The organism is Synechococcus elongatus PCC 6301, from assembly GCF_000010065.1.
Classification (GTDB): Bacteria; Cyanobacteriota; Cyanobacteriia; order Synechococcales; family Synechococcaceae; genus Synechococcus; species Synechococcus elongatus.
This window is the reverse complement of the sequence record NC_006576.1, coordinates 168,268-193,760: the sequence shown is the minus strand read 5'-3', so window position 1 is coordinate 193,760 and position 25,493 is coordinate 168,268. Positions and strand designations below refer to the sequence as shown.

Annotated in this window: 20 protein-coding genes; 10 read left to right on the top strand and 10 right to left on the bottom strand. The window is 51.4% G+C overall.

Going from position 1 to position 25,493, the window contains the following annotated elements; all coding sequences use genetic code 11:
- Window positions 1-3: 3 nt before the first annotated feature.
- Together SYC_RS00890 and SYC_RS13345 are read left to right on the top strand one after the other, a co-directional pair.
- A complete protein-coding gene (locus tag SYC_RS00890; protein WP_041676898.1) occupies window positions 4-291 on the top strand; it encodes a hypothetical protein in 288 nt (95 codons plus the stop codon).
- 156 nt (window positions 292-447) lie between these two features.
- Window positions 448-2,673: a putative bifunctional diguanylate cyclase/phosphodiesterase gene (locus SYC_RS13345; protein WP_162010016.1), complete on the top strand. Its 2,226-nt coding sequence runs from the start codon at window positions 448-450 to the stop codon at window positions 2,671-2,673.
- An 86-nt stretch (window positions 2,674-2,759) separates the two neighbouring features.
- Here the strand turns inward: SYC_RS13345 and SYC_RS00880 are convergent, their stop codons facing one another.
- Window positions 2,760-3,272: an inorganic diphosphatase gene (locus tag SYC_RS00880; protein ID WP_011242486.1), complete on the bottom strand. Its 513-nt coding sequence runs from the start codon at window positions 3,270-3,272 to the stop codon at window positions 2,760-2,762.
- Window positions 3,273-3,407: 135 nt separating this feature from the next.
- Between SYC_RS00880 and SYC_RS00875 the strand changes: the two genes are divergently transcribed.
- Window positions 3,408-4,244, top strand: coding sequence for an META domain-containing protein (locus tag SYC_RS00875; protein WP_155813849.1), 837 nt, complete (start codon window positions 3,408-3,410; stop codon window positions 4,242-4,244).
- A 1-nt stretch (window position 4,245) separates the two neighbouring features.
- Here SYC_RS00875 and SYC_RS00870 read toward each other — a convergent pair whose 3' ends face one another.
- Both SYC_RS00870 and SYC_RS00865 read right to left on the bottom strand, forming a co-directional pair.
- Window positions 4,246-4,467, bottom strand: a complete 222-nt coding sequence (locus SYC_RS00870; protein ID WP_011378013.1) for a hypothetical protein — start codon at window positions 4,465-4,467, stop codon at window positions 4,246-4,248.
- Window positions 4,468-4,587: 120 nt separating this feature from the next.
- A complete protein-coding gene (locus SYC_RS00865) occupies window positions 4,588-5,721 on the bottom strand; it encodes a cob(I)yrinic acid a,c-diamide adenosyltransferase (RefSeq protein WP_011242483.1) in 1,134 nt (377 codons plus the stop codon).
- Window positions 5,722-5,813: 92 nt separating this feature from the next.
- Here SYC_RS00865 and larE point away from each other — a divergent pair, with 92 nt between their 5' ends.
- Complete coding sequence (gene larE / locus SYC_RS00860) at window positions 5,814-6,641, top strand: ATP-dependent sacrificial sulfur transferase LarE (RefSeq protein WP_011242482.1); 828 nt, start codon at window positions 5,814-5,816, stop codon at window positions 6,639-6,641.
- Window positions 6,620-7,333, top strand: coding sequence for a carbonic anhydrase family protein (locus SYC_RS00855; protein ID WP_011242481.1), 714 nt, complete (start codon window positions 6,620-6,622; stop codon window positions 7,331-7,333). Before larE ends, SYC_RS00855 begins: the two co-directional genes overlap by 22 nt.
- Window positions 7,334-7,498: 165 nt before the next feature.
- On the opposite strand, the gene psbA is transcribed toward SYC_RS00855, so the two are convergent.
- A complete protein-coding gene (psbA, locus tag SYC_RS00850) occupies window positions 7,499-8,581 on the bottom strand; it encodes a photosystem II q(b) protein (RefSeq protein WP_011242480.1) in 1,083 nt (360 codons plus the stop codon).
- A 101-nt stretch (window positions 8,582-8,682) separates the two neighbouring features.
- Entirely contained in the window at window positions 8,683-9,027 is a 345-nt protein-coding gene (locus SYC_RS00845) for a histidine triad nucleotide-binding protein (RefSeq protein ID WP_011378015.1), read from the bottom strand.
- 87 nt (window positions 9,028-9,114) lie between these two features.
- Here SYC_RS00845 and SYC_RS00840 point away from each other — a divergent pair, with 87 nt between their 5' ends.
- Window positions 9,115-10,653, top strand: a complete 1,539-nt coding sequence (locus SYC_RS00840) for a YifB family Mg chelatase-like AAA ATPase (protein WP_011242478.1) — start codon at window positions 9,115-9,117, stop codon at window positions 10,651-10,653.
- Window positions 10,654-10,876: 223 nt separating this feature from the next.
- On the opposite strand, the gene SYC_RS00835 is transcribed toward SYC_RS00840, so the two are convergent.
- Window positions 10,877-14,944, bottom strand: a complete 4,068-nt coding sequence (locus SYC_RS00835) for a choice-of-anchor I family protein (protein ID WP_011242477.1) — start codon at window positions 14,942-14,944, stop codon at window positions 10,877-10,879.
- Window positions 14,945-15,465: 521 nt separating this feature from the next.
- Between SYC_RS00835 and SYC_RS00830 the strand changes: the two genes are divergently transcribed.
- From SYC_RS00830 to SYC_RS00820, 3 genes are all read left to right on the top strand, one after another.
- Window positions 15,466-16,380 (top strand): histone deacetylase family protein, encoded by a 915-nt coding sequence (locus SYC_RS00830; protein ID WP_011242476.1) that lies wholly within the window; start codon window positions 15,466-15,468, stop codon window positions 16,378-16,380.
- 127 nt (window positions 16,381-16,507) lie between these two features.
- Window positions 16,508-18,271, top strand: coding sequence for a M61 family metallopeptidase (locus tag SYC_RS00825; protein ID WP_011242475.1), 1,764 nt, complete (start codon window positions 16,508-16,510; stop codon window positions 18,269-18,271).
- Window positions 18,268-18,687 (top strand): hypothetical protein, encoded by a 420-nt coding sequence (locus SYC_RS00820; protein ID WP_011242474.1) that lies wholly within the window; start codon window positions 18,268-18,270, stop codon window positions 18,685-18,687. The genes SYC_RS00825 and SYC_RS00820 overlap by 4 nt, the downstream gene beginning before the upstream one ends.
- A 17-nt stretch (window positions 18,688-18,704) precedes the next feature.
- Here SYC_RS00820 and SYC_RS00815 read toward each other — a convergent pair whose 3' ends face one another.
- Window positions 18,705-18,962: a hypothetical protein gene (locus SYC_RS00815; protein WP_011242473.1), complete on the bottom strand. Its 258-nt coding sequence runs from the start codon at window positions 18,960-18,962 to the stop codon at window positions 18,705-18,707.
- A 190-nt stretch (window positions 18,963-19,152) separates the two neighbouring features.
- Between SYC_RS00815 and SYC_RS00810 the strand changes: the two genes are divergently transcribed.
- The gene (locus SYC_RS00810) at window positions 19,153-20,481 is read left to right on the top strand and encodes a hypothetical protein (RefSeq protein WP_011378017.1); all 1,329 of its coding nucleotides are present in this window, start codon (window positions 19,153-19,155) and stop codon (window positions 20,479-20,481) included.
- A 327-nt stretch (window positions 20,482-20,808) separates the two neighbouring features.
- On the opposite strand, the gene SYC_RS00805 is transcribed toward SYC_RS00810, so the two are convergent.
- From SYC_RS00805 to SYC_RS00795, 3 genes are read right to left on the bottom strand one after another with little or no spacing between them, the layout of a single operon-like run.
- A complete protein-coding gene (locus SYC_RS00805; protein ID WP_011242471.1) occupies window positions 20,809-23,031 on the bottom strand; it encodes a glycosyltransferase in 2,223 nt (740 codons plus the stop codon).
- 17 nt (window positions 23,032-23,048) lie between these two features.
- Window positions 23,049-24,284, bottom strand: coding sequence for an HlyD family secretion protein (locus SYC_RS00800; protein WP_011242470.1), 1,236 nt, complete (start codon window positions 24,282-24,284; stop codon window positions 23,049-23,051).
- Window positions 24,217-25,338, bottom strand: a complete 1,122-nt coding sequence (locus tag SYC_RS00795) for an endo-1,4-beta-xylanase (RefSeq protein ID WP_011242469.1) — start codon at window positions 25,336-25,338, stop codon at window positions 24,217-24,219. Before SYC_RS00795 ends, SYC_RS00800 begins: the two co-directional genes overlap by 68 nt.
- Window positions 25,339-25,493: the final 155 nt, after the last annotated feature.

Below are 25,493 nucleotides of genomic sequence, written 5' to 3'. Positions count from 1 at the left end.
CCAATGTCCCTGGCCTCCTTTATGGGATTGACCGCTCCCACGAGCCTGCGCTTGCATTCTCGGCGCTTCAGGCTAGGTAGTCTTGTCACTTTCCTCTTGTTTTGGGGCTTTGCCCGCTTGGGAATTGCCTATGGTTCTCTGCCCCCCAGTAACCTCACGGTCGTTTGGCTGCCAGCAGGTATTGGTTTAGCAGCCTGCATCACCATGGGCTATCGAGCCATCCCGGCAATTTGGCTCGCTGCTTTGCTGATTAATTTACAAGACTTTACACAGTTGGGGCGCTTGGACTGAGGAACCGAGCTACTTCATAGCTTTCTGGCTGCACCAATTAATGCCAGTCAGGCGGCGATTGCCTACACCCTATGGCGGCGATTTTTGGGAGAGCCGATTCAAAAAATTCATCAGCTTGGGCAATTGGTAGCTTGGGTCTGTCTTTTGCCAACTGCATTGACTCTACCGTTACTTGTTGCCAATCAAGCTTTTGGTGGCTTCTTACCTTGGCAGGAAGTTCCTGAGAGTTTGATCACCATTTGGATGGGAGACTCTCTAGGAATTTTCTTGGTTTTGCCTCTGTATGATGCTTGGCGGCAAAGTAAAACGATAAACCAAAGCAAGTTTCTGTGGCTGGGGCTGGGTGTTCTCTCCCTAGTGATAGTGCTGACCTTAACTTTTGTTCTCTATCCCGTTCTGCTAGGCATCTCACTGCTTGCTCTACTAGGTTTGGCCTTACGAGTCGGTTTGCTCGGGAGTGCCATTGGCGCCACATTACTCTCAGTTATTTCACTCCTTGCTACTCGCCGGGGGCTAGGGCCTTTCATTCGTTTAGCACCAGATAATCCCTATCTAGCAGTCATCTTGCTGATGTTTAGTATCAGCTTGGCGGTTCATATCGTTGCGCTGCAATATGCTGAGCTAAGGCGTCAGCGTGATCACTTACAAGCCACTATCAATGAGCAAACAAATTATTTAATTGATGAAATCGAAGCCCTTGATAAAACCCAAAAAGAGCTAGAAGACGCTAGGGATTTTGCAGAAAATCTTATTCAAACAGCGAATGCCATTGTCCTTCTCCTCGATTTAAATGGGTGCATTCTTGAGTTGAACCCAACCGCTGAGGAAGTCACTGGCTACCAAAGGTCAGAAATCCTCGGAAAAGACTGGTTTGAATCTATTGTCCCCCGCGATCGCTATCCGCATGTCTGGGAGCAGTTTAAGAACTGTAGCTCTGAAGAAATCCCTCACAATTTTGAAAATCCAATTATTACTAAGTCTGGCAAGGAACGCTATATTGTCTGGCGCAACAGCAAAATTTTCAAAAACAATGAATGTGTTGGCTTCATCTCCTTTGGGATTGATATTACTGATCGCCGAGATAACGAAAAGGCGCTAGAGCGCCAGGCTTGCTACGACTTCTTGACTGGTCTGGCAAACCGTTTCTTGTTACAAGAACAAGGACAAGAGTTGCTGTTGCTGGCAAAAAGAAGTCAAGAGATGCTGGCAGTTATTTTTATTGACCTCGATCGCTTCAAGGATATTAATGATAATTTCGGCCACGAAGTAGGCGATCGCGTTTTAGTAGAGGTTGCTCAACGAATCAGACAATCAGTACGACAGAGTGATCTCATCGCTCGCTTGAGCGGCGATGAGTTTGTCGTCATTCTCCCCAACACTGATGCACAGGGGGCCGCCACACTGGCCCAAAAGCTGCAGCAACAAATTACGCCACCGATCGCGATCGGCGATCGCTCAATTCAACTCACAACCAGTCTTGGTATTAGTCTCTTCCCTGTCGATGGCGATGATCTGGAAATCTTGATCAAGAAAGCTGACACAGCAATGTACAGCATCAAAGAAGGTGGGCGAGATGCCTTTAGCTTCTTTACCGCCACTATTGGCCAGCGCTTACAAGAACGCTTGGAGATTGAATCAGGCCTTCGATCGGCGATCGCTAATCAGCAGTTCGAACTTTTCTATCAACCCCAAATTAGCCTCCAAGACGACAGCATCATTGGGCTCGAGGCTTTGCTGCGTTGGCATCACCCCCACCTAGGCCTACTGACCCCCAAAAGTTTTCTGCCGATTGCGATTGAAATCGGTCTAATGGAAGAAATTCAGCAGTGGGTTCTCAAAACAGCTTGTACACAAAATGCAGTCTGGCAAGCCCAAGGCTTAAAATCAGTGCCTATTGGGATTAATTTCTCCGGCTTTCAGATACAAGAATTCTGTCCTCAAATTTTTGAGATTCTGAATGAAACTACCCTACGTCCTCAATATCTTGAACTAGAGTTGAATGAAGCGATTCTTGCGGATCCGGATTCTGGGCTCAAACAAGGTCTAATTCAGCTCAAGAATCTTGGCCTGAAGATGACAGTTGATGACTTTGGCTGCTCTGATTCAACCCTTGCCTCTCTTCAGAATAAAGGTCTGAATCGTTTGAAAATTGATGCTTCTTTAATTCAAGCTTTAGAGGTGGACCAAGCAATTCAGACGATTGTGTCCGCAATTATTGACTTAGGCCATAAGTTAGAACTTCGAGTATTGGCTGAAGGTGTCGAAACTGAATTCCAAAGACAGTGGCTGCAAGAGCATCAGTGTCACGAAATTCAGGGGTATCTGGTCTACTTGCCGCTGCCAGCTGAGGACATTCCAGCAATTTTGCGGGAGCAGCAATAGGGAAAGAGAAAGCCCCTTGAGACATTTTTGTCTGTAGATCCCTCAAGAGGCTGGCTAGTACTTAGGTTGTTACTAAGGCTATGTCTCTAAGCGTTGTAGGCTTTGATGCACTCATCAACCAAAGCTTGAACTGTTTCAGGGCCTTTCCAACCGAGAATTTCAGTAACTTTCTTCTCGAGGTTTTTGTAGGAGCGGAAGAATTCAGCAATTTCCTCAAGACGATGCGGGGCTAAATCGCTGAGGGTTTTGACCTCTGCATAGCGTGGATCTTTCGCAGGAACGCAGAGCAATTTCTCATCGCGATCGCCACCATCGATCATCTCCAGCATCCCGATTGGGCGCGCCGCAATCACACAGCCTGGAAAGGTAGGTTGATCAAGAATGACCATGCCATCAAGGGGATCGCCATCATCCGCCAGCGTGTTAGGAATGAAGCCGTAATCGTAGGGATATTGCACCGAGGAATAGAGGACGCGATCGAGCGCAAAGGCGTTGAGGTCTTTATCGAACTCGTATTTGTTCTTGCTTCCCCCGGGGATTTCAATGAGGACATTCACTAAGCCCGGCTTCGGTTGGGCGGGAATGCGGGAAAGGTCCACTGGCGTTCTCCAGAATCGTCTCTAGGGGCAGGAACAGACCTGCCGTTTTGATTGTCTCATTCCCTAGTCGCCCCCTCGATGGAGCATGGCGATCGCTGGTTGGAATTGAGTTGACGGGAGTCGCGCGATGTCAGGGTGGAGCAGTTCTCTCAGCAGTACTTTGGGATTGAGCTTAGTGCGCTGGTATTCGGAGCAACTGCGATCGCTCAGCCGCTACGGCTCAGTGCCGCCCCTGAGCCATCTAAGCTAGAAGACATCACCTGGGAACTCATCAGTTTCCGTCAAGTGAATGGTGAGCAGCTGGCGGCGGTCGCTCCTGAGCAGAAAGCAAGCCTCCGCTTGCAATCAGGCCAAACGACTCCACAACTCCAGGGCAACACTGGCTGTAATTCCTTCTTTGGTAGCTATCGTCTCGAGTCCAACACCAATCAGTTGCAGATTAAACCCGTAGGCTCAACCCTACGGGCCTGTCTTTCGACAGCGCTCAGTCAGCAAGAACAAGCCTTACTTACGGGACTTGCCCAAGTCACGACCTATCGCTTAGAGGGCGAGCGCCTGCAACTCCAGAATTCAGCCCAGCAAGTTCTCTTCACCTTGCGTCCCCAGCCGATGATTGCTTTGACCCAAACCCAGTGGCAGTTGCAGCGCTACAACAATGGCGAAGGGGCTTTGATACCGCCGATTGCCGACACTGACGTGACGACTCAATTTGCAGCAGACAGTCAACGGCTTTCAGGATTCACCGGCTGTAATCGCTATTTCGCCACTTACAAAGTCCAGCAGCAACAGCTCACAGTCGGGGCGATTGGCAGTACCCGCATGGCCTGTGGCAGAGATCAGGCTACCCAAGAGCAAGCCTTCCTGCAGTTGCTGGCTGCTTCGCATTCTTACCAATTGGAGGGCGATCGCCTGGAGTTATACGACGCCCAACAACAGTTACTGGCGGTCTTCGGCGCAAAGGCCGGTTCCTGAATTATGGATTCGTGGCCTGAGCGATCGCCCGCGCCCGTTCAAGAACGGCTAAGTACAAGTCCTCAGGAATTTCGCGGATGTCGTACTCACTGGGCAGCACCCCATGAGCATGGCGATGTACCGCCAGCCAGCAGTTGCGCTCAACCGCAGGATCGGTATCGGCGTAGCCCTTGGCCTCTTGTACCAGTTGCTCAATCAAGTGATCGGAAAACTCAGAACTCATGGCAGGTTTAGAAAGCGATGGGAACAGAAGCACAGCCTTTATTGTGGCGTCAGTCCCTAGCTCAGTCGGCTGAGTCTCGCTAATCGTGACCAGCAATCGCCCTGGCAGCCTGACAGCCGCCTAATAATCAACGCCACGCTTGAGTTCAATACCGCGCTCTGCATAATGCTTGTGACAGACCATCTCGGAGTGAACACTGGCCAGATGGAAGTAAGCCGGAATCTGTTTGCAACGTCCGGTGATGATCACCTCCGTATCGCGCGGTTTGCGCAGTAGCGCCTGCAAAATCGGTTCTTCGGGCAGTAGCTCAAGATCCACTGTCGGATTCAGTTCATCCAGAATGATCGTTTTATAGAGTCCAGAAGCGATCGCAGCACGCGCAATTTCCCAAGCTCGCTCCGCCTCGATGTAGTCAATTTCCTGCTGCTGCCCCCGCCAAACGATCGCATCCCGGCCCGATCGCTGGTGATCAACGAGATGTGGATAGCTCTGGCGCAGGGCTTGAATGGCCGCATCTTCGGTGTAGCCACTGCCCCCTTTGAGCCATTGCAAAATCAGGACGCGATGCGAGAGATCCTGACCGATGCCCCGTCCGATCGCCTGTAGAGCTGTACCTAGGGCACTAGTCGATTTCCCCTTGCCCTCGCCGGTATAGATTTCGATGCCTTCCATGCCGACCGGAGCCACAGCAGGATTGGCATGGGCAATCATTTCGGAGTGGAGGTCGGCAATTTCTAGCAGTTGCGGCGGCGCTCCGCGGCCGGTAGCAATAACTTCCACCTGCGGCGGCTTCTGGCGCAGAGTTTGCACGACTTCATCGACAGGGAGCAGGCCCAAATCCAAAATCGGGTTGAGTTCATCCAGCACAATCACCGAATAGAGACCCGAGACGATCGCCCCTTTAGCGATGTCCCAGCCCCGGCGAGCTTCTTGGCGATCGAATCGACTGATCGCATCCGGGCCAAAAAACTCCGCTCGCCCTGTGCGGACTTGGTCAATCAGATGGGGAAAACCCTGGTGGAGTGCCTCGATCGCGGCATCTTCGTCGTAGGTGCGGCCGGGCCCTTTCAGAAAGCGCAGCAACAGCACCCGCGACTGCCATTGATCGCGAATCCCCAGACCAATTGAGCGCAGCACCACCCCCAGCGCGGCTTGGGATTTACCTTTGCCAGCCCCGTCATAGACATGAATTTGACCGGTGAGGCGTCCAGACTGCTGCTGCGCGGTGCGGATGCCAATGCCTGAGCGGGTCATGCTGATCTGAACTGCGACAGCCCCGATCTTATCGATCTGCGGCAAGGCTTGGGAGTTCGATAGGCTAGAGGGCGTTGCTGGGTACGAGATTCATGCTGCAGGCCAAACTTGAGCAGGTGCGATCGCAACTTCGATCGTTTCCCTCGGCCTTGGTGGCCTACTCTGGAGGCATTGATAGCAGCCTCGTTGCTTACCTTGCAGCTCAGGAGTTAGGCGATCGCGCGATCGCCGTTACGGCTGTTTCCGCCTCCTTGTTGCCGGAAGATCTTGAAGCGGCGCGATCGCAGGCGGAATGGATGGGCATTGCTCACGAGCAAATTCAGACCGATGAGTTAGCGAATCCTAACTACGCCAGTAATCCCAGCAATCGCTGCTATTTCTGCAAAAGCGAGCTGCACGATCGCCTCCAGCCTCTTGCCCAAAGTCGCGGGTTCGCTGTGGTTCTGGATGGCGTCAATGCTGATGACCTTGGCGATCACCGTCCGGGTTTACAAGCCGCAGCGGAACGAGGCGTGCGATCGCCCCTCGCTGAGGCCGGCATTAGCAAGCTCGAAGTCCGGCAGTTGGCCCGAGAACTGGGGATGCCTTGGTGGGATAAACCAGCCATGCCCTGCCTGTCCTCCCGTTTTCCCTACGGTGAAGCGATCACTGCTGAGAAACTGGCGCGGGTCGGGGCTGCCGAACGCTATCTGCGCCAACTCGGCTGGCAATCAATCCGAGTGCGATCGCAACAGGATACGGCTCGGATTGAATTGCCTAGTACTGATTTGCAGCGGTTTGTGGCCGAGACTGATTTGCCAGTCTTGGTCAGCCATTTTCAATCCTTGGGGTTTCGCTACGTCAGCCTTGATCTGGAAGGTTTGGTCAGTGGCAAACTCAATCGCGCTTTGACTGCAGCATGCGCCGGCGATCGCTCCTAGCAGCTCTTGGCGGCAGCTGCATCGGTTGGTTGGGCAGCAGTCAACCCGTCTGGGCCAGTGCAGACTGGGACTATAGTCGCCGCCGAGGTCCTCGCCAGTGGGCCAAGCTTGATCCGGCCTATGCCATTTGTCAGCAGGGTCGTCAACAATCCCCAATTAACCTGACGGGTCAGCCTGACAGAACACCACTGGATTACCGCGATCGCCCGTTTAAGGGCATTCTGCAGCAGGCTCCCCATTCCCTCCGCATTGACTGTCCAGCTGGGAATGGTTTCTGGGAAGCTGGCACCTTCTATGAGCTGCTGCAATTTCACTTCCACACGCCCAGTGAGCACCAGCACCAAGGCCAACGTTTCCCAGCAGAAATTCATTTCGTCCATCGCAGCGATCGCGATCAGCTCGCTGTGGTTGGTGTTTTTCTGGCAGCGGGCGATCGCCCCCTTCCGATTCTGGACACCCTCTTAGCCGTGCCACCGTCAACTGACAATCAACTGCTTTCAACAGCCATTCAACCGACAGACCTCATGCCCCGCGATCGCACCGTCTGGCGCTACTCTGGGTCTCTAACAACCCCACCCTGCTCTGAACCCGTTCTCTGGCGGGTCTGCGATCGCCCACTGTTTGTAGCTCGGCAACAACTCCGGCAGCTCCGGCAACGGTTGGGTATGAATGCTCGACCACTGCAAGCCTAAAGCAGTGCCCGAAGGCGATCGCTAAGTGTCTTCTGAGGAGCGCGATCGATGCAGTGCATCTGCGATCGGGGAAAGCTTAGACATCAAAAAGGGAAAGGGTCTGAGATTACTCCCAGACCCTTTCACCTACTCAATTTTGATTAGCTGTTCCGCATCAGCCGGCAATTAGCCGTTGATTGCAGGTGCAGTCAGAGCAACCGGGGTCGCTTCGCCTGCTGCCAAATCGAGGGGGAAGTTGTGAGCATTACGCTCGTGCATCACTTCCATGCCCAAGTTGGCACGGTTCAACACATCTGCCCAGGTGTTGATCACACGGCCTTGGCTATCCAAAACCGACTGGTTGAAGTTGAAACCATTCAGGTTGAACGCCATGGTGCTGATGCCCAAGGACGTGAACCAGATGCCCACAACCGGCCATGCAGCCAGGAAGAAGTGCAGCGAACGGCTGTTGTTGAACGATGCGTATTGGAAGATCAAGCGACCGAAGTAACCGTGGGCTGCCACGATGTTGTAGGTCTCTTCCTCTTGACCAAATTTGTAGCCGTAGTTTTGGCTCTCGGTCTCGGTCGTCTCACGCACCAGCGAGCTGGTCACCAACGAACCGTGCATTGCCGAGAACAGCGAACCACCGAACACACCAGCCACACCCAGCATGTGGAAGGGGTGCATCAAAATGTTGTGCTCTGCTTGGAACACGAACATGAAGTTGAAGGTGCCGCTGATACCCAGGGGCATGCCGTCCGAGAACGAACCTTGGCCGATCGGGTAGATCAGAAACACTGCAGTCGCTGCTGCAACCGGTGCGCTGTATGCAACACAGATCCAGGGACGCATACCGAGGCGGTACGACAGTTCCCACTCACGGCCCATGTAGCAGAAGACGCCGATCAGGAAGTGGAACACTACCAGTTGGTAGGGACCACCGTTGTACAGCCACTCGTCGAGGCTAGCGGCTTCCCAGATCGGGTAGAAGTGCAAACCAATGGCGTTGCTAGAAGGAACAACAGCACCAGAGATGATGTTGTTGCCATACATCAAGGAGCCAGCAACGGGCTCGCGGATGCCGTCGATGTCAACGGGAGGTGCTGCGATGAACGCAACGATGAAGCAGATGGTGGCGGTCAGCAGAGTGGGGATCATCAGCACGCCGAACCAACCCACATAGAGGCGGTTGTCGGTGCTGGTTACCCACTCGCAGAACTGCTGCCACAGGCTGGCGCTCTCGCGCCGCTGCAATGCAGTCGTCATTTTGCGATGAGTCCTTAGTTGAACTATTTACGAGACTTAATAGCCTCGTGAGTAAAATCTAACAAGCAGATTGAGTTTTGTAAAGAACTTTCAGACTTTTCTCAGCCGGGCGGCCAAGCCAGCGATCGCCCGCCCAGTAAGTGAATATGCAGGTGGTAAACGGTTTGCCCACCCGCAGGGCCCGTGTTAATCACGGTGCGGTAGCCCTCGGTGAGTCCTTCTTGGGCCGCGATCGCCTTTACAGTCAGCAACAAATGACCCAGCAGCGCTTGATGTTCTGCTGTCGCTTCCAAAAGGTTGGCAATTGGTTGCTTGGGAATCACCAGAATGTGAACCGGCGCTTGGGGTGCCACATCTCGAAAAGCCAGACAGAGATCATCTTCATAAACAATGTCTGCTGGAATCTCGCGCCGGATGATCTTGCCAAAGATGGTGTCTTCACTCATCAGCCAGTTTCCAAAGAGAACTGGAGTGATCTTAGGTGTCACACATCAGGCTCGGCATGCTGGCAGTAGCCGTCACGGAACGCAAAGATGCATGCTCGGACTTGGAGTGCTGCCCTCGTCGGTTTAGATGCAGTTCCGGTCTGCGTCGAAGCAGATGTTTCCGCGGGTCTTCCAGCGATGGTCTTGGTCGGCTTACCCGATGCAGCCATTCAGGAATCGAAGGAGCGGGTGCGGGCTGCGATTCGTAATGCCGGGCTCTCGTTTCCAATGCAGCGGGTTGTGGTGAATCTAGCTCCGGGTGATCTGCGCAAGGAAGGCCCAAGTTTTGATCTGGCGATCGCGATGGCGGTTCTGGCCGCCTCGAAGCAGTTACCGAGCCCTCAACTCGATCGCTTTCTTCTGCTCGGAGAAGTCGCTCTTGATGGCAGCCTCCGGGCGATCGCAGGAGTACTATCCGTCGCTGTTGCAGCCCAAAAGCTGGGTTATCAAGCCCTGGTTTTACCGGCGGCCAATGCAGCGGAAGCCAGTCTTGTTCAAGGACTAGCGGTCTACGGTTTTGAGACGGTTGCGGAGGTCGCTGAGTTTTTGCATCAGCCCGATCGCCATAGTCCTTACCCAGTCACCCAGTTGGAATCGGCAGAAGTCAGCCCGTCATCGTTGCAATCAACATTAGATTTAGCCGATGTTCAGGGCCAGCTACAGGCGCGACGGGCTTTAGAAATTTCTGCAGCGGGCGGTCACAATCTCTTATTCATTGGTCCACCGGGCAGTGGCAAAACGATGCTGGCACGGCGTCTACCGGGCATATTGCCCACGCTCAGTTTTGAAGAAGCACTGGAGGTGACGCGCATTCACTCAGCAGCGGGTCTGCTGAAAGAACGCGGACATTTGATCTGCGATCGCCCCTTTCGCAGTCCTCATCATTCGGCTTCTGGGCCGTCTTTGGTGGGTGGCGGATCCTTCCCGCGGCCGGGCGAAATTTCTCTGGCACATCGTGGCGTGTTGTTTCTGGATGAGCTGACGGAGTTCAAACGAGAAGTCTTAGATTTCCTACGGCAGCCTCTCGAAGACGGTCAGGTCATGATTTCGCGGACAAGACAGTCAGTGGCTTTTCCAGCGAGATTTACCCTTGTTGCCAGTGCCAACCCCTGTCCCTGTGGCTATTACGGCGATACTCTGCAGCCCTGTACTTGCGGCCTGAATCAGCGCCAGCGCTATTGGAGCCGCCTGTCGGGACCATTGCTAGATCGAATTGACTTGCAAGTGAGTGTGCAGCGGTTGCCACCAACCGATTTGGCTCGCAGTCAGCTAGGCGAGTCAACTGCGATCGTGCGGGATCGAGTAGCGCAAGCTCGTCAGCGGGCTCAACAGCGCTTTCAAGGCAGATTGCGGTGCAACGCCGAAATGCAAAGTGCTGACCTGCGCCATTGGTGTGCCTTGACGGAGCCGACAACAGCGTTGCTCGAGAAAATCATCACTAAATTGCGGTTGTCTGGACGTTCCACCGCTCGTATCCTCAAAGTTGCGCGGACAATCGCAGATCTGGATGGCAGTGAACAGCTCCAGAGTCAGCATCTCGCAGAAGCAGCTCAGTATAGAGGTCTCGATCGCCTCGTTGAGCGCTAAGCAGTGCTTCAAAAGCTGGCTGATCGGAATCAATTCAATAGTCTGATGCAAGCAGGGCCTGTAATGACTGCTCACCTACAGCATTCAAGATGCTGGGAGAACTTCTTTTCACTACTCAAACCTGAGAGAGTTCTGATAAGGAAAAAGGGGTGGATGCCGTATTGAAACATCAACCCCTTTGGCAAAAAATACTGAGCAAATGGGCAGAGAAATCTAAGCCTCTCTATCCAAGAGGTAGGTCATTGACTAAAGCGTTAAGAGCACTATCAACCAGAGCTTGGCTACTTTGGCTAAAGTCAAACTGATCTAGCCAGGTCTGACCAAAGCTGGTCCCCTTACTACCTTGATAAGCAGCTAGTTCAACATTCGTGTCAATCGAATCGGTGAACAGAGTGGCACTTCTAATCTTGTTGTTAAGAACTACTGAATCATTGCCTGTCGCGTTCAGACCAATTTCTAGAGCCAGTTCCGCCAAGCTGAGCTGGCGACTATTCAGCTGGTTGACCCAGAAGGCTTGGCCAGCACTCTCAGCATTACGATTGAAGGCAAAGTTATAAATTAAGTTCACCTGATCGGCTGCAGATTTACCACCGTAGATTTGATCAGCTTCAGAAGAATCTCCAAACCCGTTGATGAAGGCGTTGAAGGGAAGAACTTCTTCACCAGTAATTAAATCACCAGTTTGAGGGTCGTAGCTGATTTCGGCATCTCTCAGAACCTCATTCCAAAAGGTCAGTCCACCGCGATCGCCAGGCCGTCCTAGATAAGTGATGTAAGCAATCTGGGCGCTGTTGTCTAACTTGATCAAGTCAGGATTAGAACCGACATTAATCTCATAGAGCGTTGTAGTTCCACTGATCTCGTTGGCGACAACCAACAGAGGTTTGCCGTTGGGGCTGTCCTCTGCAGAGATGAAAGCAAGACCCTCAGGGCCTAAATCACCCGCTTCGGCACTTTCAACATCAGCGTTGAAATTACGATTGTTGAGGTACTGAACAAAGGTGGGATTGTTAGGGGTAGTCACGTCGTAGACTATGACGCCACCGGTCCGCTCAAGACCGACAAAGGCATAGGTGCGATCGTTAATCTGGCCAATCACGACACCTTCAGGCTCAGGACCTTTGTTGTCACTGCGGTTATCTAGATCGTTATTGTCATTGCTGGCGTTGAAGTTTTCAGGGAAGAAGCTAGCAGTGATTCGCTCTAGCTGATCGCCACTATCAAAAACAAGCTCACCCTCGGAATTGAGGATCGAGAAAGAGCGAGCTCCAAAAGTGACGATTTGGTCAAAGTCACCATCCCCATCTAGATCACCTGATTCGTTGGTAACGGTCAGGCGACCCAGATTCGAGTTCTGCTTCAGCTCAGCTGCATTTGGGAAGATCGTTGGGTCGAGAATGTAACGGTTGCTGCTGACTCGAACCTCTTCATTGAAGATGTCCCCTTCACCAACCTCGGGGATGATGTCATCTCCCGTCGGCCGGACTCGGCTATCGCCTTCATTGGCAGTGATGTAGTAGGTCTTCCCATCAGCACCAACGAAGGAGGCAATGGCATCTGGTTGGTAGAGCCCAAACACTGGGACGTTACGGAGATTAATACCTCCATCGCGATCGCTCGGATCCAGCGCATTACCCGGAAGACTAAAGTCCTTTAGACCCAGCGGCTTGATATCCGTAACCGTTGCGGTCGCCAAATCAATGAAAGCCAGTGCATTGGCTTCCTGGAGAGTCACCACTGCAGTGTTGCCATCGGGAGAGATAGCGATGTACTCCGGCTCAATATCCTCGGCAACAGTCGCATCATCTTTCAAAATGCGGACGCCAGCTTCTTGCAGCTCTGCCTTTCGGTCATTGAAGGCAGTAAAAGTTGCTGTTCTAACCTGAGCGTTGGCTACACCCAGACTAAGGTCAATGATGCTGACTGAACCTTCGGGATCAACGGTGTAATCTTCATTAGGTTCACCTTCATTAGCTACCAAAACCTTGGAGCCGTCAGGCGTAAAGATCAGCATGTCGGGTAGGGCGCCCACTTCAATTGCCCGAAGCGGAGCATTGAAGGAACTAGCGGTGGACTGATAGAAGAAGACTTGGCCGTTCTCCTGCGGATTCGCATTTTGAACAGCGATCGCAACCAGACCATTTTGGATGGCGACACTGTTAGGAGAGCCAAAGCTCGAAGTATCGATAAATCCAATGAGGGTAGGTCGAGTAGGGTCGCTGATGTCTAGGACATCTACGCGGCTGTTTTGGGCATTGACAACAAAGAGACGTTGGCTAATCGGGTCATAGGCCGGGATTTCTGCGGCGCCCTGGTCAAAGCTGCCTGTTGCAAAGGTTCCTAGAACACTCAGCTGGATTTGAGAGTTAATGACCGTATCATCGCGGAAGCTGACGTTCTGAATGCGAGTATCGAAATCACGCGCAGAATCCAGTTTGTCAAAAGAATTCTCAGTGAAGCGAGTAGCTAGATACTCCGCTAGAACATCTTGCTCAGTGCCATCTGGTGCAAATTGCGCTAAACCAGTCCGTTCAGCCTCGGCAGGTTGAGCAAGATCAATGCGATTAGTCGCCTCACCGGTCGGGAATGGATATCCATCGCCCCCGTCGGCCAAAAAGCTGAGCGTTACCATCCGGAAGGTGCGAGCGGGGTTGCCAACGATCTCGCCATTACGGACAACGACATCAATGTCGCGGCCCTCTTCGTCTTTAATCGCTAGCGAGAGGACGCGATCGCCTGGGGCACGAGTCAAATCAACTGCAACGGAGAAGCCACCAATCTGAGGGAAGCGACCTTGGGTATTACCATCGTTAAGACTACTGGCTGCAAAGCCATACTCGACGATTTCTAGAAGTTCTTCCGCAGTCAATGTGATCAGCGCTAAGCCATTGTTAAAACTCAGCGAGTTCGTAATATCCAGCTGAGAAATATCCCCTTCCTCTTTGCCTGCAAGAGGGTTAGCTGCTGGCGGGAGTTTCAATACATCATCTGGATCGGTAGAGCCCTCCGGGAAGGTGACGAAACCGATGTTGTTACGAACACCGCCACCATTCTTCAGTGAGAGGGTTACAGTCGAATCAATAGTCTTGGCGTAGGCAAGGTTCGCATCCGCAGTTAAGTTACCTAAGTTGGTTTCTTGGATGCGGATATCACTTCTCGCGCCGTTGAGAAAGACGTCTGTACTACCAAAAATTGCGCCATCTAAGCTGGAAATAACAGAGCTCAAGTTGTCAACAATTTGTTGGATTTCAGGATCAACTAAATTCTGAGCGTTTAGGGCAGCAACACCAGTATCGTCAGTGGCATAGACCCCGCTTACATTGGGGTCATAGCTCTCGGCAATAACATTACCGTTTTCATCAAAATCAATAACTAGCCGACCAACATACTTATAATTTCCATCTGTGTTGACAACAGCGATCGGCTTGCCATCTGCATCATTTGTAAAGAAGGGATATTCACCCTGCTTGGTGTCACCAGCTCTTAGTACATCGTTGCTATCAAGTAGACGAGTATTAGAACCGCCAGCAACGATGATGTCAACGTTTCTCAGTCGTTTTGCAATTTCTTGCTCAATCGAGATTTGCTGCATGTGAGACAGCAAAATCACTTTATTGAGATCAGGGTTATTTGCCAGCAGCGCATCAACGTCGGCCTGAATGATGGCAGCTAGGGCATCGAGTTCTTGGGCGCTAGGAACACTGCCAAAGGGACTAGGCTCGATTTGAACAGCACCTGGGCTAGAAATGCTGCGCAGAATCGGCGTTGTTGCGCCAACAACGCCAATCTTTTCCCCATTGACAGTAATGATGCTGCTCGCCGCGATTTTACCCGCGATCGTGCTGGCTTCCTGACCATCAGCAGTGACTAAGGGTGCGAGGTTTGCATCTGGTGCAAAGTTGAGGTTGCCACTGAGGTAAGGGAAGGCAGCCCCGGCATAGAGTCCATCTGCTGAGGGCTTCAACAGATTGGCAATCAAGCCAGTTCCCAAGTCAAACTCATGGTTGCCAAAAGAAATGGCCTGTACGCCAAGCTCATTCTGGATGAGGATATCAGCTCGTCCTTGGCCACCGTAAGCCTGGACGCTAGCATCCAAAAAGGTGCCTGGAATGTAGGCATCACCTGATGAAAGAATTAATGTGTTCAGATAGTCAGGATCAGTATCTACATCATCCCCGTCTTGGTCTTTCAGAGCCTTCAGGACTGCTGATAGATTGGGAGCATCTTTTAAAGCAGGAATACCTGCTTCTTGATCTGAAAAGTGCAGAAGCTGAAGGGTAAATTGAGCCATCGTCTTGATTACTGAAGAATATCAATCGGCACTTCTGGCAAGATGAAGACTACTTAGACAAGGCTAAGTTTGCATCAGGCATCATTGTCAAAAATCAGCAGTGAAGGCTGGTCAAACCACTAACGCAAACATGAGTGAGTCGACTAAACCAGTGTTTGACTACTGAGTCACCTAAACCAAGGTAGGCGGCTTGGGTTTACAGGAGATTGAGAATAGATTATGAAATAGTTAAAACTCCGTAGGATTTCTTGTTAAGAGCAAAAATGCTCAATCGCTGATTCATGCTGATGAATAATTGAGCTGAATTATTAAGTCAAAAGTAGATTCTGGTTAAAATACTGCCTATTAATTCTGTTCTGGTTATGGGATGTTGATTATCTGTCTCATCGGAATTCTGCTGAATTCTTAGGTATCTCTTAGGCTTTTTGGTCATCCTCAAAGGCAATGGGGGCTGAGGCTGTTCCACGATCGCGACTCGGAGTCCTGCTAGCTTCAGAAAGCATTGTTCTCAAAGGGTTGCTGTGGACCTGCCGTTGGTCTATCACCCAGGCTATTCTGCGCCACTGCCATCGACCCATCGCTTTCCGATGGCTAAGTTTCGGCTTCTTCACGATCGCCTACTGCGTGAACGGGTAGTCTATCCTCAACAGTTTCACCAGCCCGATCGCCCACCACTGGAATGGCTGACCTCGGTTCATAGCCTTGATTACATTCAGGCTTATAGCCAAGGAACGCTCGACGAGCGATCGCTACGCCGAATTGGCCTGCCCTGGAGTCCTGCCCTAGTTGAACGAACTTGGATTGCGGTTGGCGGCACGATTCTGACGGCACGTCTAGCTTTGCAACAGGGATTGGCCTGTAATTTGGCCGGTGGCACCCACCACGCCTTCCCTGACTACGGATCGGGCTTCTGCATCTTCAACGACTGTGCGATCGCGGCCAGACTATTGCTACAAGAACGGCTCGTTGAACGGATTTTGATCGTCGATTTGGACGTTCACCAAGGAGATGGCACAGCCTGGATTTTCCAGGATGACCCGAGAGTCTTTACCTTCTCAATGCACTGTGAGGCGAACTTCCCGGCCCGCAACCAGCACAGTGACTGTGACGTTCCCTTGCCTGAGGGCATGGAGGATGATGCCTATCTGCAACAACTCGCCCAGTACCTGCCGGATCTGCTCAGTCAAGTCCGCCCTAACTTGGTGATTTACAACGCTGGTGTTGATCCCCATGGGGGCGATCGCCTTGGCAAGCTTGCCCTGACTGATACTGGACTCTTCCGCCGAGAAATGCAGGTGCTGGAAACCTGTGTGCGTCAAGGGTATCCCGTTGCTGCTGTGCTAGGTGGCGGCTATTGCGAAGACTTCAACGCTTTGGTCTACCGTCATTCCCTTTGCCAACGCGCCGCTAGCGATGTCTATCGAACATGGTTGTGAAATCACTGGCATTTAAGGCGGCGATCGCACTTCTGCAACGCGGCTGGGAGGAACCTCGTTGCCAGAGGACAGACGGGCTTGGCGGTTGCAGCTGCACAATGGGAAGCAGTTCCCTCCCCCTTGGCTGATGACCCTCGCGCCCGCTGCTGCCGATTCCTTGGCGATCGCTGCTTCAGGCCTCACCTACCGTGTGGCGCTACCAAATCCCAGCAATCACTTATTTGAGGTAACGCTGCAAATCTCGGATTGGCAATCTGAGATAGTGACGGTGCAGATGCCAGCTTGGACGCCGGGTTCCTATCTCCTGCGAGAATACGCCCGTCATCTCCAGAACTTTCGGGCACAAACTGCAACAGGACAACCACTACTGTGGCGCAAACTCCGCAAAAATGCTTGGCAGATTGAGACGCAAGAACACTCTGAGATTTACATCAGCTATCAGGTTCTCGCCACAGAGCTGACTGTTCGGACGAACCATCTCGATCGCAGTCATGGTTTCTTCACGCCAGCAGCGCTCTGCCTCTACATCGACGCTTGGCGCGATCGCCCCTGTCAAGTCGAAATCAAGGCACCGGAAGGCTGGAACGTCGCCACAGCCCTACCCGCAATCGCTCACAACTGTTTCCGAGCGGCCGACTTCGACACTTTGGTGGATAGCCCCTTTGAAATTGGGCCAGAAGGAACCCAGGAATTTACGGTTCTTGGCAAGAAACACTACTGGCGGACTTGGGGCGGCAACCTCGACAGCGATCGCCTCTTGGCGGATACCGCACGCCTCATTGAAACTGAAGCAGCCATCTTCGGCGGACTGCCCTACGACCACTATTGGTTCATCCTCCATCTCAGCAGTGGTGGCTACGGCGGCCTAGAGCACCGCGACAGCACGGTTCTGGCGTTTGATCGCCAAGCAATCACAGAACCCGAGGGCTATCGTCGCTTCCTGCAATTAGTTGCTCACGAGTTTTTCCATCTCTGGAATGTCAAACGGATACGGCCCAAGGCGCTGGAACAGTTTGACTACGAAGCCGAAAACTACACGCCCTCGCTCTGGTTTAGTGAAGGGGCAACCAGCTACTACGATCTGCTGCTGCCGCTGCGGGCCGGTCTCTATGGGGTGGATAGCTTTCTGGAAGCGCTGGGTAAGGATCTGAGCCGCTATCTGACGACGCCTGGCCGCAAGGTGCAACCGTTGGCTGAGTCGAGCTTTGATGCTTGGGTGAAACTCTACCGCCGCGATGCCTACAGCGATAACCAGCAAATGTCCTACTACTTGAAAGGGCAACTGGTCTGCTGGCTCCTCGATCTCGAGATTCGTAACCACCAGCCCGATCGCAGTTTTGATGATGTGTTGCGTCTGCTCTGGCAGCGCCACGGGCAAGGGCCAGAAATTGGGTTCGAGGAAGCGGAACTACGGCAAATTTTTAGTGAAGTCGCTGGGGTTGATCTGACTGACTTCTTCGAGCGCTATGTGGATGGCCTGGAAGAATTACCAATCGCAGCGGCAGTGGATTCGCTAGGGCTGCAGCTTTTACCCCAGGGCTGCGATCGCCCCAGTCATGGGCTGCGCTTAGCTGATGAGCAGGGCCGCTGCCAAATCAAATTTGTGGCGAGTGATAGTCCGGCTGAGCAAGCAGGCTTGATGATCGGCGATGAAATTGTTGCGCTCAACGGTTTGCGGGTCAGTGCCGATAACTTCTCGCGGCGGCTGGCAACTTACCAAGCCGGTCAGGTGTTAGAGCTGACGATTTTCCACGACGATCAACTCCAATCGTTTTCACTGACCTTAGCGGAACCGCAACCGCAAAGCTACAACCTGCGACCGGCTGCAACAGTCACGTCCGAACAACGCGATCGCTTCCAGCGCTGGTTGGGTCTGGAGCCTCAGCTGTGATTAAGGCGATCGCTGTGGGGTTGTTAGCGGTTGTACTGGTCGCCTGTAATCGCCAAACTTCGGCTCCGAACAATTTAGAACTAGGGGTCTATGCCGATCGCCGAGTTGCTCTGCTGGCGGAACCAACCTTAGATGCTGCCACCGCCACCAAAACCCTGATTCGGGGCCAGGTTCGGATTGATGATCCGAAAACCAGTAGTCGTTATCTATTAGTGGATATCTATGGTGAGTGCGATCGCCAGAATCCCCGCCAATCTTTTCTGGGGCTTGAACGTGTCAATGAGGTGGATGATCTCCTGCAGCAACGCACGCCGCGAGCAGGTTTGGGAACGGCCATCAGTTTGGCCGATCAACAACGTCCTGTTTGGGTCAGTGATCTCATGCGCCGCTATTGCCCTGCTGAAGCCCTTCCCTAGCAAGAGTTCACGCTGAATTAAGACAGGCGCATCGGCTTAGTGAGTGGCTCAAAATCGCGACAGTCAGTCGCCGCCTCCGTCATGGCAATGTGAGGATGCACACAGCATTTGAGGTGGGTGTTGTTACTGAAAAACCGGCAGCGTGGACAGGGAATCGCGTACATGCGTCGTGCTTGACGGATCGCATCGCGAGCTGCGCTAAGCAGACTCCAAACTGTCATCAGAATTAAGACCCAGCTCAGAATCATCGCAATGGCGACAAAGAGGGCTTCCATGCAGTTGCGATCGCCGACGTGTTCTCTCTACGCTAGCTAACCCCTGAGGTTGTGACCAGCGCACTTTCAGAACTGCGATGGGTCCGCGATCGTCAATGAAACTTTGCAATTGTGGCCAGATCAGCGAAATATCGCCAAAATTTGAGCAATGCCTGTCGCTGGGCCGCGGTGTTCTGTAGAGGGAAGCTACATGAGTAACGACAAAACGCCCAACAGTCCAGAGAGTACGCCTTCAACTCCAGCAGATGAGGTGTTGGATGGACTTTTAGCTGAACTTTCTCCGGAAGCTTCAGCTGAGCCTAATCCTGCTGATGATTCTGGCAACCCCTTCACCACTATTTTTAAGTCCGTAACCGACAAGGCTACTGAGCTTGGATCTGCCGCTACCGAGGGTCTGAGCAACTTGCAGGAAAGTGCTACAGAACTAGCGGCTGAGACTAAGGAAAAGTTTGGCAACTTTGCCGAAGCGCATAAAGATGACTTAGGTCAGTTATTGACCAGCGCTCAGGGGAAGGCTGCCAGTTTTGGTGAAGCCGTTAGCGATCGCTTCGGAGAACTCGGCGAATCAGCAACTGAAAGCTTCGGCAACTTGCAAGAGGGCGCTGCAGGATTTGCAGCCGGAGCGAAGGAGAAATTTGGTGACTTTGCAGAAGCAAGTCAGGAAAAACTGAGTGAGATTGCGGAAACGACTCAGGATAAAGCCGCCAGTTTCGGTGAAGCTGTGAGCGATCGCGTCGAAGGGCTGCGTGGCTCAGCGGCAGAAAAACTCGGCAATCTCCAGGAAGGTGCGTCTGAGCTTGCAGCCGGAGCGAAGGAGAAGTTTGGTGACTTTGCAGAGGCAAGTCAGGAAAAACTGAGCGAGATTGTGGAAACGACTCAGGGTAAAGCTGCCAGTTTCGGTGAAGCTGTGAGCGATCGCGTCGAAGGGCTGCGTGGCTCAGCGGCAGAAAAACTCGGCAATCTCCAGGAAGGTGCGTCTGAGCTTGCAGCCGGAGCGAAGGAGAAGTTTGGTGACTTTGCAGAGGCAAGTCAGGAAAAACTGAGCGAGATTGTGGAAACGACTCAGGGTAAAGCTGCCAGTTTCGGTGAAGCCGTTAGCGATCGCTTCGGAGAACTTGGCGAATCAGCGGCAGAAAAACTCAGCAATCTCCAGGAAGATGCGTCTGAGTTTGCTGCTAGTGCCCAGGAAAAGCTGTCAACTTTTACCAACGCTCGGCAAGAAGAACTCGGCAATCTGACAAAGAGCGCTCAGAGCGACGTCCAGGATACTGCTAATACGGTCAGTGAACAGCTTGAGCAGGCGCCCGAGGCGGTTTCAACTGCAGCTGACAGCCTCAAAGGGGCACAAGAGAAGCTCGAAGCCGCAGTCGTTGCCTCGCAGTCTGTTGCTGAGAAGCTGAAGCCGGCAGAGGTTCAAAGCCAAAGTTCGTTACAGCTGGCCAGTGAGTCCCCTAGCCCCAGTTTCTTTGGGCGGTTGCTTCGCAAAATTAAGGGATTTTTCCGCAAGCTCTTTGGCTAAGGCTGAGTTTAAGTCTGAGTTAGCGAAAAAATAGCGCCCTGGTAGAGCTCTACCAGGGCATTGCTGCCTCTAGGGGGTTTTTATAAAGTTTTGATGGTCATTACCTTAGCAAGGGAGATCGCAAATCCCTGTAGCGAAGACTACTTCCAGTCAATCCCTCGCATACAGCCAACTCAATGGAGCAAACATTGATACTGGTTGCCAACTTAGGTATCAGAGGGGTCACTGTGATGGCTCCATAGAACGCACGTAACTGCTGCAATTGGATGCACTGCCTTTTGAACTAGGGGCTCAGCTACGATCGCAACGGTAGGGAAAGCTACAGCCTTAACCATTGTTGTAGCGCGTTAAAAGCGCTCGTGGATTGAGGGCGGACCGAATCAGCACTAGAAAAGCATCGATCGCACTGGAGCGGCGAATCTGCTGCCACCACAGGCTTGAGTCCACATATAGGAGGCGAATCAGTGTTTTTTCAGCAGCCGTATCAGAGAGCTGAAATTCCAAGCCTACTTGGCTATGACCGTTGAACGCTTCACGGCTCATACGAAGGACATTGACAGGAATACGCAAGTCTTCTTGAAGTAAAACTAGTTCAGCTTGCTCGTCAATCAGTTGGAGCTCTTGCTCATTACGCAGGATAAAACTAGCTCCTCCTTCAGAGAGATCTTGAGTCATGCCCCAGAACTTATGACCGTTGACTTCAAGACAAGCGACAGCTTGGTAAGGATAGCGTTCAAAACGACGACGGATAGGTTGATCAACACAAGCAAATAAGCAAATTGACATTAGCATTGCATTATAGAAATTCCAGATCATCATTAAGGCTTCTCCTTCAAAGGAGGGTCGCACAAAATAAGGAGAGAGCAACGGAGCTACATAGCGCAGACAGAAACCTAAGCCAAATAAGCTTAAATAAGCAATGAAAGGCCAAGAAATTTTTAAGTTAAAGCGTTTGCGATCATCTAATTCTCCTTTGGCAGTTACCAAGGAGCCAAAGTTTCCAAAAGGGTTAAATAAGACTTGTATGATTCGTTGAAGGCTAGGCCAACACATAATTGACTCATAAATCTCAGTCCAGTAAAGAAAATAGTGATTGTAGGTCAACCAGCTTGTAGCGCCATAAATCAATAATATAAAAGGCAATCCATAATAGAAATATTCAATTGGGGGTGCAGCAATCAATGTGAAGCCAAAAAGAAAACTCAGCAGTGGCAAGAGGATATAAATTGCACGCATGAATGGTGTGAGGCAGTAGATCAATATACTTAGATAGAAAAGACGTTGCCAAGTGGTGAGTCGACCAGACCAAATGGGCAACTGTTTATGACTGCAGTAAAGTTGAATATTTCCCTGCATCCAGCGAAGACGCTGCTGCAAATATTCAGATAAGTGACGCGGGACTTCACCAATACTGAGCACTTCATTGAGGTAAACAACTCGCCAATGATTAAGGAGTAATTTAGTGCCCGTTTGGAAATCTTCAACAATGCAATCAGTGTAGTAGCCACCCACATCCTCCAGAGCTGAGCGACGAGCGACGTATGAAGTTCCACAACAGATGACGGAGTTAAATTGATCTCGTATTGGCTGGATATAGTGAAAGAAATAATCCATATCATTGGGCAACACATAATCTAGACCTAAATTACGAGTATGGAAGTCACTGTTGTAGTAGTGCTGCGGAGTTTGGACAAGTGCAATCTCTTCGTTGGCAAAGAAACCAACGGTCCGCTTTAGAAAATTATTGAATGGCAAGAAGTCGCAATCAAATACAGCAATTAAGTCACTATTTGTATGATTAAGAGCATAGTTCAGATTGCCTGCCTTGCGATGGGTATTATCTGGACGACTGAGGTAATGGACACCTAATTCTGTAGCGATCGCTCGAATTTCAGATCGATGACCATCATCGAGAACATAAATTTCTTTATTCTCATAATCGATCAGTTGGCAAGCAAGAATTGTACGCCGAATGATTCTTGGATGCTCGTTGTAAATCGGAATCCAAATGGCGACACTGGGCGAAAACTTGCTGAGTAAAGCTTCTTGCTGGTCAGCCTGCCGCGATCGCCGCTTGGGATCAAACACTAGAGTTGGATAGAATTGCATCAAGAAGCTTAAGACATAAAGGCTTTCCGTCAAAAGAAAAATAATGCTTAAGGTTAAACTAAAAATATGTCCATTATTCAGAGCGAATAAACGCCACGTGAAGTAGCGAATCCCATAGAGCAAGAGGGTTAACAATACTAGCAGATGACTAATAGGATGGTGAGGCAATATCCTTAATGACAGCAGTAGACCGGCTACTAGTAATAGGGGCTGAAACAGCTGCCGTGGATCCTCTGGGAAGCTCAGAGATTCTGGTAGATCCCGTACGTTTTGAGGATTCAGATAGCCTGGCAGATTTTGCAGCCAACTTAAATTCAGACTCAGTAAGGCAAAAACTAAAACAGCGATGCTGATAGCTAAAAATAGCCATGCTCCAGGTGAAACCTGACTCGGAGCTAGGTTGGACTGGGGCGATCGCTGTAGAAAGTTGGGGAAACGCATGAAGCAATTAACAACTCTTAAAAATTTTGGAAAGTAACACGACCTGTAAATCCCACATAGCAAAATTCAGCAGCTTGAACGTTATCAGGATCTAACTGAATTCTCACCTGGCTTTCCCGCGCTAAATTAATCGGTACAAGTGGCAGCACATCTTCACCAATACGTAGACGACCAACCCCAGAACGAATAAATGCAACCTTGCCTGTTATTGATTGATCTTTGCCAATCAAATCAATGCGAGCAGACTCACCAATTCGGACTTGGCGTAAAGCCGTTTCACCGATGTAGACATCGATCCAACGGTCGCGACAGTCAATGGTTTTTGCGAGTGGTTGTCCTCGTGTGACAACGTCTCCATTACTGACTGAGGACTGCCATAAAACAGTAGGAACAGGACTTGAAAGCGGAATATTCTGGCGCGATCGCGTGTTACGCGTAATTTCCTGTAACTGATTTTTTAGACCATTGACTTGGGCTGTCTGTGCTGCGACCTGCGATCGTAGCTGCGTTTCTTGAATCTTTAATTCCTGTAGACGAACACTCGGATCATAGTTGGTGCGGGAATTAATTAAAGTTAGCCCCAATTGGGCTGCTTTTAAATCTTGTTCCCGACTGGTCAGCTCTTTCGTTAGGGCTGTGAGAGCATCCTGTTGCCGTAAATAGTCTGTCTCTGCTTGATCAGCCACTTCGATCGCGATAGCTCCTGTGGTAGCTAGGTCGCGGCGGCGTTCATAAATTCGTTTCGCTAATGCCAATTGCCCACGAGCTGCATTAATATCAGCCTGCAACTTGCGGCGTTGCGCTGTGAACTTATTGATTTCGAGTTGCCGTTGATTGCGGTTATCACGCTCGACCTGTTGGCGAAGTTGTGAGATATTGCTCAACTGATCTTGCTGTAATTTTAGTTTTTGCTGCTCAGTATCGAGCTGAGTCTGTAAGCGTGCTTGCTCAAATGTACTTGTGCGAGGATTCTCAATCCTTAGAAGGGGTTGATTAGCAGGAATTTCTTCGCCCGGTCGTATCTGAAAATCGGTCACAATCCCATCATCAGGGGCTTGCAAAGTGATAACTTTGGCGTTGACAATTGCATCTCGACCACGAGTGGTTGCCAAGGTGTAAAACAGTAAGCCAACACCACTGAGCAGAATCAAGATGCCTAGGCTGATCACCACAAAATTAGCAGCGCTACTGCGTTGAGGTGCTGCTGTTGGGTCCGTTTGAAACTGATTGGAGGAGGGTGATGAGGTTGCCATAGGTCTCAGTGGGTTGAAAAACGGAATCAAACGGGAGTGGACGCTGAGGTAGTCCATCTGCCCGAGGTGCAAACTGATTAAGCCAAGTGAAGCGATCGCTGAGCCCCCAAGTGGTCACTAACTTGAGGCGAGGAAGCGGTAGAACTGCACTCAAGAAACGCTGATAGGTCTGGGCAACTTCGCGATCGCGCTCAGCATTATTGGCCGGTAAAGCCTGATCATTGACGTCTAATTCTGTAATGTAGAAGTCGAGATCAAAGCGACTCAAGTCCGCTAAAAACTCAGCAAAACCAGTGAAGCTGGGAGGTGCTTGGGGGTTAGCGACCAAGTGAGCTTGGAACCCGATCGCCTGAAGGGGAGTATCGCGATCGCGCAATTCCTGAACGAGACGCAGTAGCTGCAGACGTTTACGAGTCGCGAGGGGGCTATCAGGTTCCAGACCGAAGTCATTAATGACCAAGGGAACTGTCGGGTCGACCGCTCTTGCCCAGCGCAGGCTCTTCTCTAAATAACTAGGCCCTAGCTGCCGTAACCAAAGATTGGGACGGAGTCCTTGTCCATTTTCGGCGATCGGTTCGTTAATCACATCCCAAGATTGCAGGTGACCGCGATAGTGACCAACAACGGTGGTGATATAGCGTTGCAGGGCTGTTGCTGTCTCAGCCGCTGTCAAGGATGCTAGCCACTGCGGCAATTGCTGATGCCAGAGCAACGTGTGACCGCGCAACTGGGCTTGATAGGACTGCGCAAAAGCGAGTAAGCGATCCGAGCGGCTAAAGTCAAAGCGATCGGGGCTCGGTTGCAACACCTCCCACTTCATTTCCCATTCCGGCACCAAGAGACTCGTTTGCTGACGATAGAGTGCTGCTAAGTCTGGAATGGCCAACATGTCAGTCGTAATGGCAGATCCCCGCAGGAGCGATCGCTGTTGTGCTAACTCTGCCAGCGATCGCAATCTTGCCGGTGCAGCTTGGACTTGCTGGGCGAGTAGAACTGCAGACGCACCACAAAGTCCCTGCAAAAACTGGCGTCTCCTCAGCGTATGACCAATCAAGATGAAGCAACACTCCTAACCTCTGGATCAGAGGATTCCCAAGAGTGATCCTAATCTTGCCGGCAACAAGGCTAATGCTTTTAAACGTCTCTTAATGTTGTAAATTTATTTTTTAAAAGTTTGACTGGAGGTTTGATTTGGGTTGATCTTTCAAC

Excerpts from the sequence above, each read along its gene's own strand:
- SYC_RS00810 (WP_011378017.1), top strand. The coding sequence starts at position 19,153 with ATGAGTAACGACAAAACGCCCAACAGTCCAGAGAGTACGCCTTCAACT.
- SYC_RS00865 (WP_011242483.1), bottom strand. The coding sequence starts at position 5,721 with ATGACCCGCTCAGGCATTGGCATCCGCACCGCGCAGCAGCAGTCTGGA.
- SYC_RS00840 (WP_011242478.1), top strand. The coding sequence starts at position 9,115 with ATGCATGCTCGGACTTGGAGTGCTGCCCTCGTCGGTTTAGATGCAGTT.
- SYC_RS00870 (WP_011378013.1), bottom strand. The coding sequence starts at position 4,467 with ATGAGTTCTGAGTTTTCCGATCACTTGATTGAGCAACTGGTACAAGAG.
- SYC_RS00805 (WP_011242471.1), bottom strand. The coding sequence starts at position 23,031 with ATGCGTTTCCCCAACTTTCTACAGCGATCGCCCCAGTCCAACCTAGCT.
- SYC_RS00845 (WP_011378015.1), bottom strand. The coding sequence starts at position 9,027 with ATGAGTGAAGACACCATCTTTGGCAAGATCATCCGGCGCGAGATTCCA.
- SYC_RS00835 (WP_011242477.1), bottom strand. The coding sequence starts at position 14,944 with ATGGCTCAATTTACCCTTCAGCTTCTGCACTTTTCAGATCAAGAAGCA.
- SYC_RS00855 (WP_011242481.1), top strand. The coding sequence starts at position 6,620 with ATGCGCCGGCGATCGCTCCTAGCAGCTCTTGGCGGCAGCTGCATCGGT.
- larE (WP_011242482.1), top strand. The coding sequence starts at position 5,814 with ATGCTGCAGGCCAAACTTGAGCAGGTGCGATCGCAACTTCGATCGTTT.
- SYC_RS00825 (WP_011242475.1), top strand. The coding sequence starts at position 16,508 with ATGACCCTCGCGCCCGCTGCTGCCGATTCCTTGGCGATCGCTGCTTCA.
- SYC_RS00890 (WP_041676898.1), top strand. The coding sequence starts at position 4 with ATGTCCCTGGCCTCCTTTATGGGATTGACCGCTCCCACGAGCCTGCGC.
- SYC_RS00815 (WP_011242473.1), bottom strand. The coding sequence starts at position 18,962 with ATGGAAGCCCTCTTTGTCGCCATTGCGATGATTCTGAGCTGGGTCTTA.
- psbA (WP_011242480.1), bottom strand. The coding sequence starts at position 8,581 with ATGACGACTGCATTGCAGCGGCGCGAGAGCGCCAGCCTGTGGCAGCAG.
- SYC_RS00800 (WP_011242470.1), bottom strand. The coding sequence starts at position 24,284 with ATGGCAACCTCATCACCCTCCTCCAATCAGTTTCAAACGGACCCAACA.